At 44.4% G+C, this 13416-nt stretch carries 13 protein-coding genes; 2 read left to right on the forward strand and 11 right to left on the reverse strand.

The genetic code is table 11. The features are described from left to right. Positions 1 to 6 precede the first annotated feature (6 nt). Positions 7 to 783, reverse strand: coding sequence for a shikimate kinase (locus tag DWV34_RS10210; RefSeq protein ID WP_006567212.1), 777 nt, complete (start codon positions 781 to 783; stop codon positions 7 to 9). 97 nt (positions 784 to 880) lie between these two features. Then, positions 881 to 1765, reverse strand: coding sequence for a LysR family transcriptional regulator (locus DWV34_RS10215; RefSeq protein ID WP_009289823.1), 885 nt, complete (start codon positions 1763 to 1765; stop codon positions 881 to 883). 180 nt (positions 1766 to 1945) lie between these two features. On the opposite strand from DWV34_RS10215, the gene DWV34_RS10220 reads away from it, so the two are divergent. Next, entirely contained in the window at positions 1946 to 3937 is a 1992-nt protein-coding gene (locus tag DWV34_RS10220) for an oxidoreductase (RefSeq protein ID WP_009289824.1), read from the forward strand. A 110-nt stretch (positions 3938 to 4047) separates the two neighbouring features. On the opposite strand, the gene DWV34_RS10225 is transcribed toward DWV34_RS10220, so the two are convergent. The 3 genes from DWV34_RS10225 to DWV34_RS10235 are packed head-to-tail and all read right to left on the reverse strand — an operon-like array spanning position 4048 to position 6544. Next, the gene (locus DWV34_RS10225) at positions 4048 to 5559 is read right to left on the reverse strand and encodes a PH domain-containing protein (protein WP_118476198.1); all 1512 of its coding nucleotides are present in this window, start codon (positions 5557 to 5559) and stop codon (positions 4048 to 4050) included. After that, complete coding sequence (locus DWV34_RS10230; protein WP_006567217.1) at positions 5549 to 6037, reverse strand: PH domain-containing protein; 489 nt, start codon at positions 6035 to 6037, stop codon at positions 5549 to 5551. The genes DWV34_RS10225 and DWV34_RS10230 overlap by 11 nt, the downstream gene beginning before the upstream one ends. 12 nt (positions 6038 to 6049) lie before the next feature. Continuing rightward, positions 6050 to 6544 (reverse strand): YqeG family HAD IIIA-type phosphatase, encoded by a 495-nt coding sequence (locus tag DWV34_RS10235; protein WP_009289826.1) that lies wholly within the window; start codon positions 6542 to 6544, stop codon positions 6050 to 6052. Between the two features lie 143 nt (positions 6545 to 6687). Between DWV34_RS10235 and DWV34_RS10240 the strand changes: the two genes are divergently transcribed. Continuing rightward, the gene (locus tag DWV34_RS10240) at positions 6688 to 8229 is read left to right on the forward strand and encodes a nitrite/sulfite reductase (RefSeq protein WP_009289827.1); all 1542 of its coding nucleotides are present in this window, start codon (positions 6688 to 6690) and stop codon (positions 8227 to 8229) included. Positions 8230 to 8318: 89 nt separating this feature from the next. Here the strand turns inward: DWV34_RS10240 and DWV34_RS10245 are convergent, their stop codons facing one another. From DWV34_RS10245 to DWV34_RS10270, 6 genes are all read right to left on the reverse strand, one after another. Then, positions 8319 to 9311 (reverse strand): ABC transporter substrate-binding protein, encoded by a 993-nt coding sequence (locus DWV34_RS10245; RefSeq protein WP_022260668.1) that lies wholly within the window; start codon positions 9309 to 9311, stop codon positions 8319 to 8321. A gap of 153 nt (positions 9312 to 9464) precedes the next feature. Then, entirely contained in the window at positions 9465 to 9914 is a 450-nt protein-coding gene (gene aroQ, locus DWV34_RS10250) for a type II 3-dehydroquinate dehydratase (protein ID WP_006567221.1), read from the reverse strand. A gap of 15 nt (positions 9915 to 9929) precedes the next feature. Next, a complete protein-coding gene (locus DWV34_RS10255; protein WP_006567222.1) occupies positions 9930 to 10304 on the reverse strand; it encodes a VOC family protein in 375 nt (124 codons plus the stop codon). 9 nt (positions 10305 to 10313) lie between these two features. Further along, entirely contained in the window at positions 10314 to 11267 is a 954-nt protein-coding gene (locus DWV34_RS10260; RefSeq protein ID WP_006567223.1) for a ketopantoate reductase family protein, read from the reverse strand. Positions 11268 to 11295: 28 nt separating this feature from the next. Next, positions 11296 to 11748, reverse strand: coding sequence for a MaoC family dehydratase (locus DWV34_RS10265; RefSeq protein ID WP_009289829.1), 453 nt, complete (start codon positions 11746 to 11748; stop codon positions 11296 to 11298). Between the two features lie 51 nt (positions 11749 to 11799). Further along, positions 11800 to 13389: an acyl CoA:acetate/3-ketoacid CoA transferase gene (locus tag DWV34_RS10270; RefSeq protein ID WP_118476200.1), complete on the reverse strand. Its 1590-nt coding sequence runs from the start codon at positions 13387 to 13389 to the stop codon at positions 11800 to 11802. Positions 13390 to 13416: the final 27 nt, after the last annotated feature.

A 13416-nucleotide genomic window follows, 5' to 3' on the forward strand; every position in this document is an offset into this window, starting at 1 on the left:
CCTAGTTTATAGATGGGTTAATTTTCCAACAATCTCTTCCGCGATCTCTTCGACATTTTTATGATCTGTATCTACAATGATATCTGCCGCCGCGCGGTACTTCGGTCTCCGGATCTCCATCAGTTCCGAAATATACTCCGTATTCTTGCGCCCTCTGAGCAGCGGACGTTCGTCACTGTCTTTGACACGCTCAAGGATCGTCTCCGGTGAAGCAGTCAGGAGAACGACCCTGCCGTTCTTCTTCATCTCCCGGACATTGATCTCCCTCATCGCCACTCCGCCTCCGCAGGAGACAATTTGATTATTCTTTTTCTGAAGTTCGATCAGAAGGTTTGTCTCACAGTTTCTGAAATATTCCTCGCCGTACTCTTCGAAAATTTTGTTGATCGACATGTGTTCTTTATTGACGATCACCTGATCCATCTCCACCTGTGGCGACGCAAGGATCTTGCTTAAATAGTCGGATACTGTACTCTTTCCCACACCCATAAATCCAATCAGGAAGATATTGTGCGTAAACAATGTCCTCGCCTGGATTCTGCGGCTGTTTTCTACAATATACGTAAAAATATCAAGAATCTCTTCTTTGTATGTATTTTCTTTTACATGCTCTTTCAGCATTTTGCGCTGCCGCTTTTCCTGTTCCGGCTGCAGAATCGGGAGTCCGTTCTCCTTTTTGTACTCCATAATCTCTTTGATAATGTCCATCCGGTCTTCCAGAACCGACACAATCTGTTTGTCACAGACTTCCAGTCTTTCTCTGATCTCTTCTAACTTTCCCATTGTGTTCCTCGCTTTTCTTCAATCGTAGTCTAATGTGGTTCAGTATACCATAATCCGGCATTTCTTTCAATATTGTGCTCAGCCGTACCAGATCGTTTTACATCTGGTGCCGGGATTTAATAAACCCTATAAAATCTTCAACAATCGGTGAGAGGTATTTATCCTTCTGTGTGACGAGATAGATATATCTCTTAATTTCAGGCCTCTTAATAGGGATCGTCACCACCTCCATAGTTTCCAGAATGGGAATCCTCGGCACAATCGAAATCCCGAGCCCGGCGGCCACAAGGCCTGCAACAGAGGAGTCCTCCTCCCCCTCATATGCGATGAAAGGCTGGGCTTTTACCTCAGCAAAAAGTTTATTGATAAACGGCCTCAGACCGCTTTTGCGCGAAAACATAATATAAGGATAATCCGTTGTCTTTGCCAGGTCAACGGCCTCTTTCTCTGCCAGAGGATGTCCTTTTGGCGTGATCAGCACAAGCTCTTCTTCCACAACAGGGGTGAAATTCAGCCGGTCTTCACCCTCTTTATAAGATGAAAATACAAGATCATAGGTGCCCTTCTTCAATTCCTCGATCATCTGCTCTGTAGTCCCCTGTCCAAAAGAAAACCGGATATTCTTGCCCTCATTCTCTTTCATGTAGTCACTCATATTCTGCGGAATAAAATGACTTCCCAGAGTATAAATATATCCGATGTCGATATATCCGCCGGCCATTCCGGATACTTCACCGACCACGCGTCTTCCTTCATCCAGCATATCCAGTGACTGTATCACATAACGGCAAAAAAGCTCACCCTCTTTGGTAAGCCTGGCATTCCTTCCGATTTTTTCAAACAGTTTGACATTTAACTCCTTTTCCAGAGCATTGATGGCATGACTCAGACTGGGCTGCGTGATATTTAAAATGTGGGCAGCCCTGGTGTAGTGCTGTTCTTTCGCCAGTGTTCTGAAATAATACAGATGATTCAGATTCATATGATCCCTCCGGAATTGGTTTTCTTAGTTATGAGTATACCATACTTTACCCTGCGGGGCACGCCCATCCGAAGGATTTTCAATACGGTGTGCCCCGTGGGTATAATATTCATTGCATTTGTATACACAGTTTGATATAATTATTGCAGTGAAAAAGAAAGAAAAATGGAGGAACTAACTATGGCAGCAAAGAATTTCCGCAATATATTTGAACCCTTTACCGTAAAGTCTATGACATTGAAAAACCGTATCGTCATGACGCCGATTGGAACAAATTTTGCTGAGCGAACAGGAGAAGTCAGCGACAAGCTGATTGCATATTATAAACAGCACGCAAAAGGAGGCATTGGCCTCATCACAGTGGAAGGTGCCAGTGTTGCATCCCCTCAGGGCTCTTTAAGCACCAACCAGTTAAGAATTGACCATGACAATTATATCCATGGCCTGTACAAGCTCTGTGAAGCTATCCATGAGTATGGCTCCAAGGCTTCTATCCTGCTCAACCACGGCGGTGCCGATTCCGACGGCGCGGAGACGAACATCCAGCCTGTTTCTGCTTCCGATATTCCGTCAAAAGCAGGCGGAGATATTCCGAGACCTCTTGCCATTGAAGAGATTCACGGCATTGTCCAGAAGTTTGCAGACGCCGCGAAACGTGCGGTCACAGCCGGTTTTGATGCCGTTGAGATCCAGGCAGGACACGGCTATCTTCTGAACCAGTTCTTATCTCCCCTGACCAATGACAGGACAGATGAGTTCGGCGGTTCCAAGGAAAACCGCGCAAGGTTCACGACTCTTGTATTAAAAGCTGTCCGTGAAGTCGTAGGCGAAAACATTCCGATCTTTTTAAGAATCAGTGCAGATGAGCTCACAGAGGGCGGTAACTCACTGAATGACACTTTGGAGATCGTAGAATATTTCCAGGAGTATGTAGACGTCTTTGCCGTATCCGCAGGTCTTACCTGTACGATTCAGTATCAGCATGACGCAGATTATCTCCCTGACGGATGGAAATCTTATATGTCAAAAGCTGTTAAGAAGAAAACAGGAAAACCATGTACAGCAGAAGGAAATATCCGTGAACCTGAGATTGCCAATGAGATCCTGAAAAGCGGCCAGTCTGACCTGATCGGTATCGGACGCGGACTCATCGCAGATCCTGAATGGGTCAACAAAGTTCAGTTCGGAAATACGGATGATATCAACAAATGTATCTCCTGCAACAACGGATGTACTGCGACGCTCAGCAACAAGCCGATGCGCTGTACCGTCAATCCATTTGTAGTAAGCGGAGAAAACTATAAAAAAGAACGCATTAAGAAACCCTGCAATGTCGTTGTCATCGGCGGCGGGACTGCTGGCCTTGAAGCAGCATGTACTGCTGCAGAGGTAGGGTGCTCCACAGTTCTTATTGAAAAGACCAATCAGCTGGGTGGTTTGGCCAGACGTGTGGGCAGTATGCCGAACAAAAAACGCCTCGGTTACTTCCCTGCATATCAGGAAAAAAGAGCTATGGCTCTCAAAAACCTGTTTATCTGCAAGAATGTAGAAGCTACCGCTGAGTTCGTTGACGGATTCAAGCCGGATATTGTAGTCAATGCCACCGGCTCCAATGCTCTGCTTCCGGATATCAAAGGTCTCAAAGAAAATCTTGAGAAAGGCAATGTCTCTACCATCTTCGATTTGGTTGACAATGTAAAATCATATGAACAAACAGATCTCGCCGGTAAAAAAGTAGTTGTCATCGGCGGCGGAAATGTCGGCCTTGATGTCGTTGAATTTTTCGCTCCAAGAAAGGCCGATGTGACCATTGTAGAGAAAAAACCTCATTTTGGCGAAGATCTGGATCTGATCACGAGAACCGGCGCCAATGAACTGATGGAAAAATACAAAGTAACTCAGTATCCGAATGCAAACCTTTTGGAAGTGAAAGAAAAATCTTTCATTGTACGCCATGACTATAAGGATCTGGAATTAGACTTTGACTATGGATTTATCTGCCTCGGAATGCAGTCTGCCACACCGGCTCTGCAGGCTCTGTATGACCATTTTGTGGATGAGGGCATTGAAGTTCTCAACATCGGTGACAGTGCAAAGACCAGGCGTATGATCGAAGGTGTCAAAGAGGGACGTGATATCCTGATTGCACTGGAGAGACATCACTTCTTGTAAAAAACAACTGATAAATATCCCCTCAGACTGTAAAAGACCTTAGGAACAAGCTATCATAGCTTCCCCTAAGGTCTTTTTATTCTTGTTTCCCCGCATAATCAAATCAGTGGTTACTGCGCATGAGATGTTTTCAGCATCCTGCTTTTGATAACATCCAATTCCTCTTCTCTGAAATATGGGACAGACTGCGTCATATTCAGCGCAGAGGCCAGCAGGTGTAGGTTCCCTTTCTGAATGCCCGTTTTTTGGGCTATAAAATTCTGTTTGGTATTTATATGCTGAATCTTATCGTAGCTGACACAGATAACAGAACGTCTCATGTATCCACGCACGAGTATCAGATAATCTTCTTTCACGGATACCCCGGCAGTAAAAAATCTGCAGACAGCAGAGAGCAAAAACAATAGTGTCATTCCTGCGGCAGCAATGACTGTTTGCTTTAAAAAATCAGGCCTGAATTCCAGCACAGTCAAAAGTCCTGCCGCAATCGCCACAAGATATCCTGAAAAAGGAATCAGCCATGCGGCCCATACCACCCTGGACTGTTTCTCTGCAGGAGCAGCAAGAATATCAGAAAACTCAGGCAGGAGCATCTGAAGATAATTCTGCATACTGTTCCTGGACGAATAAAGAACTAAAAATGCTTTCTGGTCGGTTCCGTCATCTCCCATCCCCACATTGATTACCTCAGCCATATATCTTCCTGTAATTCTTGCCTGCAGAGACTGGGTCAGTTTCACTGCATTAATTTTCTCTACAGGTATCGTGTAATGAACTTTTTTAAAGAGGCCGTAGCTCAAGTATATTTTGTTTCCCTGCCGCTTCGCCTTGAAATCATAATATTGTATAAACCCCTTAGCGATATCCCACAGCGAAGAAAAAAAGACAAAGATGATAACAGTCACGCTCCCCAGCACAGCTATTATACTCTTTCCGGCCATTCCCGAACCAAACGTCTGGACGAACAGATCTGCCGCTCCGACAATACAGCCAAGCAGCACAAGAACAGAGATGATATTGACAGAAAAAAGTCCGTGGACCAGCATGTCACCCAATCCCGCCGTCATATCGTACTCCATGGCTTGTTCCAGATCATACACAGCCGCCGGTTCATCTGCTTCTCCTGTTTCCGTCTGGTGCAGAAGCATCATGACTGTTCGGCGGAAATTTTCCGCATCAGCCTTCTTCAGTACGATCTTGACATCCGTCTTGTCCGCCGTAGACAGACTATTGGTGTCAAGCTTCACCTTACAGGTTCCCATAAGCATCTCAAACAGGTTCTGCTCTATATTTACATTAGAAATATTTTTAATTCCTATGGTGTTTTTCCGGCGGTTCAGTGTATTCCGCTCTATAACAATGGTATTTTCTGCAATCGATATATATGTTTTAGACCAGACCACCACCTGCCAGACAATGATCAGCCCAATGACGGCCAGAACTCCAAGCATCGGCAGCAGTACTTCTGCAAAGTCTGCATCCAGCCTGATATCTTTTTTTGCAATCGTCTTCAGATTCTGGGCAAATCCGCCCATAAGGGCAAAAAACAAAAAGAGGAATATGCTTCCCATCCGCTCTGCCACAATTGAAATATGATTGCGGAACCTGATCTTATTCTCCATACACCTCTTCCCTTTGCTCTGTCACAATTTCATTAATACGGTTTCTAAGGCTCTCTGCAATCTGTTCTGCTTTCTCCTCATCCAGAAACCGGATCGTCACATCACCGCCTGCCGTTGTCACGACGACCTTTGCCACCTTAAAGATCTGATCAATCGGGCCCTTTGCCGTCTGGAGTTTATGCAGCCTTTCAATGGGAACGATATCTCTCTTTACAAACAGATACCCTTCCTTAATGTCAATACATTCCTCATTGATGCTGTAACGGTATCTGTAAAATCTGAATACCGGGCTGAGCAGCATGTCAAACAAGGTCAGGATCACCAAAATTAATGATATCAGTTTTCCAGTCCCGATGTCAGCCGGAAAGAGCCAGAAGTAATTCACCGCCCCAATTACCGCCAGCGCAGCTGCTCCAACCGCCGCACCCGCAGCATACATGCAATACAATGCCCTCTTTGACAATTTCTCATATTTCATAATCTATGCCTCTTATTTTTTCTTGTAAAAATGCAGGACAATCTTCTCAATATATCTTTTTAGTACAATCTGTATCTCTTCTTTAGGATTCATAGGTTTTACGAGAATACTGTAAACTTTCGCGCGATTGGCACCATAGACATCCGTAAACAGCTGATCCCCCACAAACAATGTATTGGTCCGGTCCGTCCCCATTAATCTCATACCTTTTTCATAGCTTCCAACCATGGGTTTATTTGCTTTGTAAATATAATGAGTCCCCTCCACTGCCTCACAAAACTTCTTCACTCTGGGTTCCTTGTTATTGGACATAAAACAAAAATCAAAGCCGATGTCCTTCAGTTCCCTGAAAAAACGGACTGCCCGGTCATCTGCAGGTGCATTGTGAGGCACCAGGGTATTATCTACATCAAATAAAATCCCCCGGTATCCTCTGTCATAATATGCTTTAAAGTCAATGGAATAAGTACTGTCCATATATTCATTCGGGTAAAATTTCTCAAACATCTTCTGTGTATCCATCCTTTATTTTTCTTTTGTCCTATTCTAGCATATAACTAAAAAAAATCCAAATTCCTCTGAATATGGACGTGCACTAGAAGAAATGCTATAATTATAGCAATGCAAACTACATGGCAAAGGAGAATCACATGGATCAGGAACTAAAAAAAGAATTTCAGGCCGATCTGGCCGAATTTCATTTAATGACAAGAAAGTTTTATCAAAAAGAAATCAGCGTGAAAGAATACAAAGGTTTTTCAGGAGGCTTTGGAAGCTACGCACAGAGAGGCGGCGGTTCCAGTATGCTGAGACTTCGGTTTACCGGCGGAGAAATCACGAAAGACAAACTTCAGTTTATTGCAGACAGTGTTGAAAAGTATAAGATTGACAAACTCCATCTGACCACCTGTCAAACCGTACAGGTACACAATCTAAGTGATGTTACCGTCTCCTCTCTTATCGAGGAAGCGTTTGAGCATGATATTATCACCAGAGGAGGCGGCGGTGACTTTCCCAGAAATGTCATGGTTTCCCCTCTCTCCGGAGTAGAAAAAGAAGAGTACTTTGACGTGCTTCCATATGCAAGGGAAGCCGCCGATTTTCTCCTGACTTTCATTAAACAGGTGAAAATGCCCAGAAAGCTGAAGGTCTGTTTCTCTAATTCTCCAAAGAATGTGACGCACGCCACCTTCCGTGATCTTGGATTTGTTGCCCGCAGGGATCACACCTTCGACGTTTACAGCGCCGGCGGCCTTGGAAACAACCCTAAAATGGGTGTACTCGTAGACGAAGGAATAGATCCCTCGAAAGTACTGTACTATATTAAAGCCATGATTCTGACATTTGTACAGTATGGCAACTACGAAAACCGCGGAAAGGCCAGAACACGGTATATGCAGGACACTTTGGGCCCGGAAGGCTACAGGACTGCTTTCCTTGAGAATCTCAGCAAGGTAATGGCTGAAGATTCCCTGGACCTCAATGTACAGGAAGTTCCTATAATAAAAGAGGGCTGCGGCTACCTCGAGGAAAACTTCCGCATCACCGCCCAGAAACAGGACGGTCTTTACAGCGTTTTGTATCATCCGTTTGGAGGCAATATCCCGCCGGAGCTGATCGCACCGATCAATAAAGCTGTCCAGAAGATGGACCAGGTGGTTTTAAGAATCTCTCCAGATGAGAGCCTGTACTTTATAAACTGCAATAAGGACGAAGCCCTCGAACTTCTGGAGCTTACAAAAGACAGTGCCTCCAATTTATTTGAGACTTCGGTAGCGTGTATTGGAAGCGGAATCTGCCAGGTAGGTCTCAGAGATTCCCAGAAATTATATAACACCATTATGGACAAGATCCGGCCTTTAGATTTTGCGGATGGCGTGCTCCCAAAGATTCATATCTCCGGCTGTCCGTCTTCCTGCGGAACTCACCAGATTGGGACGCTTGGCTTTCGCGGAGCCACAAAGGTTATTGACAAAAAACCTCTTCCAGCCTTCCAGCTGTATATCGGCGGAGAGGAAACGCAGGGCAATGCACAGTTCGGTGAGGATGCCGGAACCATTCTTGAAGCAGATATTCCGGACTTCTTAATAGAAATCGGACATGCAGTGCAGGAAAAACACAATTCATATTCTGACTGGATACAAGAAAATCCGGATGCCCTGAAAGTAATCATTCAAACATTCACAAAATAAAAACGACCCCATTGGAACATGTTAAAAGCATTGATTCCAATGGGGTCTCTTTCTTTTGTTTTCTCTTAAATGTACAATCTTTTTATTGTTTATTTGCTCTCTTCCACTGACGAATGAAAAGTATCAGGATATACAATCGACAGAATATACTCATAGGCTTCGCTCCACCGGCTGTTTGGCTTATACTGATACAATTCTTTCGGAAGAATAACAATATGCTTCTGCTTCACAGCCTTCAGATCTTCCCAGCCGGATCCCGTTTCCAGAGTATCATGAAGTTTTTTCAGGGCAAGCTTTCTGTCTCCCATGGTTGTGACAAAAATATAATCCGGATCACTCTCTGATATGGCCTCCAGTGAAGGAGTTTTATTTTCCGAAAGATTTGTATTGTTCGCGGCTGCATTTTTTACTCCGATGTCCTGCAGGATATTGCAGACGACATTTTCCTCTGTCTTTACCTTGATGTCTGCAGAATAAGCTCTGAGCACCAGTGCAGTCGTTTTCCTTCCTTTTGGTACTTGCTTCAGCAGGTAATCCGCTTCCTTCCTTGCTTTCTCTCCATACTCCTCATAATTATCTTCTTCTCCGGTTACTTCCGTCATTTGTTTTAAAACGGTCAGGAAATCGTCCAGAGTATTCATCCTGACGATATAATATGGAATATCTTCTTTCTTTAGAGTCTCAGCTGTATCCATCTGCTCCTCAATATTTCCTGAAATCAGAACCAAATCCGGTTTCAGGGAAAGAACAGCATCCAGATCCGGATGTTTGACAGAACCAACATTTTTAATCTTTTTTTTGTTAAGATTTTCGTGGACTACCTCTTCTTCCAGCACATCTGCAGTAGCTCCGCATAATTCCCCTCCGGAGAGCAGCCATACATCCGACAGGGACGCCGATAACGCTACTACTTTTTTCGGTTCCTTTTTTATCTTTACTTTTCGCCCGGTGGAATCTTTTATCACTGTATATGACTCTTCTTTTATCTGTTTTTTGTCCTTGTCACGGTTTCCCCTGCACGAGGCCAGAAACAAGACACACAGCAGAAGTAAAACAGCCGCTTTGCACTTTTTATTCATCATCTGGTATATACTCCCCCTGACCAGCATTTGCCAATGATTTTGCAGGCAATATTTTCTTTTATTATATAGTATAACTCCAGCAGGTGCAAGTTTCTTGACTTAAAGCGCTTCTCTTTCAGGGGAATCAGGCTGACCGCCTGCTGTGGTCAAGTTTTATTTACTTGATCTTTCAAACATTTCAGCAAAGGCTTTTACTGCAAGAGTATAAGCAGATTCGCCCATACCTGCTATCATCCCTGCCGCAACAGGAGCTATGACGGAGTGGGAACGAAAATCTTCTCTGTTAAAGATATTTGACATATGAACCTCAAGAATCGGGCACTCTAATATTTCCAGCGCATCATGGATGGCATAGTTATAATGAGTCCATGCGCCCGGATTGATGATGACACCGTCATATTTTTCGTAGAATACCTGGTGAATCTTGTCTACCATTTCACCTTCATGATTGCTTTGAAACGTGTCCACCTGAATCCCGGTCTCTTTTGCGGTTTTTTCAATCAGCTCATTAATCTCATCCAAAGTGATCGTTCCATACTGTTTTGGGTCACGTTTTCCATACATATTGTGATTGACACAGTGAAGCATCATTACTTTTTTCATTTTCAAATTCCTCCGTTATTCTATCCAGGGCTTTTTCTCTATTATTTCTTTCAATACATCTGTTTTTCCGGCAATCACCTCAATACACAGTCCGCTCGGAAGTTCAAACCAGTTGTGTCCCTGCGGCAGTTCTTTTACTCCTAAACGATAAGCCTTTTCCAAAACCGCATCCACATCTTCGGTCATAATCCCCATATGATCCGCGCGTCCTTCCGGTCCTTCATAGTCGACCGCCTCATTGAGCTGTATTCCGGCATGCAGCCATACTTTTCTGTTAGGCGCCTCTCCCAGTTCCATGCGCACAGGCATATCAAATACATCTTCAAAAAAACGGATATGCCAGTCCAGATCTTTTACGCGGAGAGCCATGTGTTCTAAATATGAAGCCATATGATCCTCCTATTTTTTCAGACTCGGTTCGTATTCCAGCAAAAATTTCTCAATTCCTTTGACGCATGTCACAAGGGTTTTGTTTACTGGTGTAGCAATACCGAATTTTTTACCCCACTCTACAACAGATCCGTTAATGAAATCAATTTCGGTCGGGCGTTTCATTTCAAGGCTCTGTAAAATGGAAGTCTTGAATGTTCCGGGAAGTCCCTCACTGGCAGCATACCATGCGTATTCAGGATCTTCGGATTTTAATTTTACTCCGGCGGCTTTGGCCACGTTAATTCCTTCCTGGATGGCTTCGACCGCTGTATCCTTTATATAATCTTCTTCATATAATGGCCCGTAAGGAAGTCTGGTAATGCCGCAGAGAGCCCCGGCAGCCACATTGATCAGCAGCTTATCCCAAATCAGACCTTTGATATTGTCACTGACTTCACACAGCAGTCCGGCTTTATTAAATTCCTCACATACTGCCTGAATTCTGTCTGTGATCTTTCCTGTCAGCTCACCTATATAAGTATATTTGCCTTTCACTCCCGCACTGACATATCCAGGTTCCAGCAGGCGTCCTCCTACATAAGTTTTTCCGCTGATGACATTGTCTTCCCCAACGACTTCTGCAATCGTCTCCTCATTGCCCAGACCGTTCTGAAGGGACATAACAAGAGTCTCTGATCCGATCACATTCGTCTTTTTCAGCTGTGCCACTGCTTCTTTGGTTGCAAATGATTTTACAAGTACGATTACCAGATCCACTGGTCCTATCCCTTCCGCTGAAGTCCGGGCATCCACCTTTACAAACCATTCTTCCTTTTCATCTGTCATTTTCAGACCGTTTTCATTGATCTTATCTATGTGTTCCTTCCACTGGTCCACAAAATAAACTTCAGACCCGCCCTGTGCTAAAGTGCCTCCAATTGTGCTTCCAAGAGAACCGGTTCCCAACATACAAATTTTCATTGATATTCTCCTTTTCTTGTAAATATAATTATTTGTCGTCTTCCAGCGGGAAGAACTTAAGAATATGTACCGCGGCAACGACGATCTCGCCGTGCTGGTTAAATATCTCCAGTTTAGAGAATGTTTTATTTGTCTCTTCTTCCACTCTATCGACTGTATATCTGCATGTCAAGGTATCACCAAAAAATACCGGTTTGATAAAACGGAGTCTGTCATATCCATAGGAAGCACTCGGCACTGGTGATTTTACCTGTTCCTGTATTTTCGTAGATGCCGTACAGCCAATGGCAAATGTAAGGATTCCATGAACAATCCTTGTTCCGTACATTGTCTTTTTCATATATTCTTCATTGAAATGCATCTGGCTGTAATCTGCTGTAATACCGCCAAATAAATAAACATCGGTTTCTGTCACTGTCTTTGTAAATTCTGCTGTATCGCCAACGTGCAGTGGAATTTCAACTTTTGCAATTTTACTCATCATAATCTCCTTTTTTATATGTACTTGATTGTTTCTTTAACTACTGTTTTTCTAAAAAGAACCTTTCATAAATTCATCATAGATCCCCATGACTCCATCGGTGAAGATTCTTTGATCCATCTGTTTCAGATTTTCTGAAATAATTGGTTCAAATCCCATCTGATCGATGATATCTTTTTTGACATCCACACCCGGAGCAGCCTCTGTAAGAACCACACCTTCTTCTGTGAGAGTGAATACGGCCCGTTCTGTAATAAATACGACTTCCTGCCCCTGTTTTAATGCCTGTTCTCCGCTGAACGTAATCTCGGAACATTCAGGAACCATTTTTTCAAATTTTCCTTCCTGTTTGATCTGTATTTTTCCGTCACCGACTTCTGTCTTCAGTCCTCCGGCACGCAGGGTTCCGCACAGTACCACTTTTTTAGAACCCGCACAAATGTTTACAAACCCTCCGGTTCCCATGATCTTTCCGTTAAATTTATGTACGTTGACATTTCCTTTCGCATCCAGCTCAGCAAAGCTTAAGAACGCTACCTCCAGTCCGCCTCCGTCATAGAAGTCGAACTGTGCCGGCATCGACATCAGCGCCTTTGAATTGATACTTGCTCCAAAGAAAATCCCCTGGGCAGTAGCACCTCCCACCGGGCCGGTCTCTACGGTCAGTGTAAATTTATCTCCTACACCTTCTTCTCTTGCAACTGTTCCGATACCATCGGCGATTCCTACACCTACATTGCCCACGTTGCCCGGTGCGATCTCCATCAGAGCACGCCGTGCAACAACTTTCCTCTGGTCCAGCACAAGAGGTTCTGCTTCTCCATCCTCTGCAGTATAGTCTCCGGAAAAGAACCGGTCAGAGCCATTGTAAAGCTGTTCCTGCTCCGGATTTACAACGACAACATCTACAAGATATCCGGGAATGGTCACTTTTTTCGGATGGATGCTCCCGGCTTTTACGACACGTTTTGCCTGCAGAATCACAAGACCTCCGTTGTTATGGACTGCCTGGGCCGTTGCCAGAATATCCATATAAGTGATCTCATCTTCCAGAGAAGCATATCCTTCTGTGTCCACAGTTGTAGCACGTATAAAACATACATCCAAAGGAACTGCCGGATAAAACAGCCACTCCTTCCCTTCTATCTCCATCAGACGGATGAGATCTTCTTGTGTCACGTCATTTAATTTACCGCCTTCGTTTCTAGGATCCACAAAGGTTCCAAGCCCCACATGAGATAAAATACCGGGATGGCCGGCGGCTGCGCTTCTGACCAGCTGCGCCATGACTCCCTGCGGAAAATTATAGGCTTCGATCTCATTTCTCTCTGCCATCTCAGCCAGACGCGGTGACTGCCCCCAGTGTCCTCCGATCGCACGCTTCACCATGCCTTTTTGAGCCAGTGGTGACATTCCGCGGTCCCCACGGTCTCCCAATCCGCTGGAATGCCACAGCGTCAAATTTTTGGGCTCCTTTGTCTCCACATATCTGTCTTTCAGAGCTTCGACCAATGAAGACGGATCTACAATGCCTCCTCCGGCTCCGCAAACCGCCAGAGTATCTCCGTCATCTATTAATTCTACGGCCTCTCTTGCAGTCATTATCTGCACTTTTGTACCTTTCTTTTCTGGCTTACGCATACTCAGACCTCCTGTTGAAATAATACT

Source organism: Anaerostipes sp. AF04-45, assembly GCF_003461725.1.
GTDB classification, from domain to species: Bacteria; Bacillota; Clostridia; order Lachnospirales; family Lachnospiraceae; genus Anaerostipes; species Anaerostipes caccae.

What these genes read in the sequence shown, in the direction of transcription:
- DWV34_RS10210 (WP_006567212.1), bottom strand. Translation starts at nt 783, where the DNA reads ATGGGAAAGTTAGAAGAGATCAGAGAAAGACTGGAAGTCTGTGACAAA.
- DWV34_RS10215 (WP_009289823.1), bottom strand. Translation starts at nt 1,765, where the DNA reads ATGAATCTGAATCATCTGTATTATTTCAGAACACTGGCGAAAGAACAG.
- DWV34_RS10220 (WP_009289824.1), top strand. Translation starts at nt 1,946, where the DNA reads ATGGCAGCAAAGAATTTCCGCAATATATTTGAACCCTTTACCGTAAAG.
- DWV34_RS10225 (WP_118476198.1), bottom strand. Translation starts at nt 5,559, where the DNA reads ATGGAGAATAAGATCAGGTTCCGCAATCATATTTCAATTGTGGCAGAG.
- DWV34_RS10230 (WP_006567217.1), bottom strand. Translation starts at nt 6,037, where the DNA reads ATGAAATATGAGAAATTGTCAAAGAGGGCATTGTATTGCATGTATGCT.
- DWV34_RS10235 (WP_009289826.1), bottom strand. Translation starts at nt 6,544, where the DNA reads ATGTTTGAGAAATTTTACCCGAATGAATATATGGACAGTACTTATTCC.
- DWV34_RS10240 (WP_009289827.1), top strand. Translation starts at nt 6,688, where the DNA reads ATGGATCAGGAACTAAAAAAAGAATTTCAGGCCGATCTGGCCGAATTT.
- DWV34_RS10245 (WP_022260668.1), bottom strand. Translation starts at nt 9,311, where the DNA reads ATGATGAATAAAAAGTGCAAAGCGGCTGTTTTACTTCTGCTGTGTGTC.
- aroQ (WP_006567221.1), bottom strand. Translation starts at nt 9,914, where the DNA reads ATGAAAAAAGTAATGATGCTTCACTGTGTCAATCACAATATGTATGGA.
- DWV34_RS10255 (WP_006567222.1), bottom strand. Translation starts at nt 10,304, where the DNA reads ATGGCTTCATATTTAGAACACATGGCTCTCCGCGTAAAAGATCTGGAC.
- DWV34_RS10260 (WP_006567223.1), bottom strand. Translation starts at nt 11,267, where the DNA reads ATGAAAATTTGTATGTTGGGAACCGGTTCTCTTGGAAGCACAATTGGA.
- DWV34_RS10265 (WP_009289829.1), bottom strand. Translation starts at nt 11,748, where the DNA reads ATGAGTAAAATTGCAAAAGTTGAAATTCCACTGCACGTTGGCGATACA.
- DWV34_RS10270 (WP_118476200.1), bottom strand. Translation starts at nt 13,389, where the DNA reads ATGCGTAAGCCAGAAAAGAAAGGTACAAAAGTGCAGATAATGACTGCA.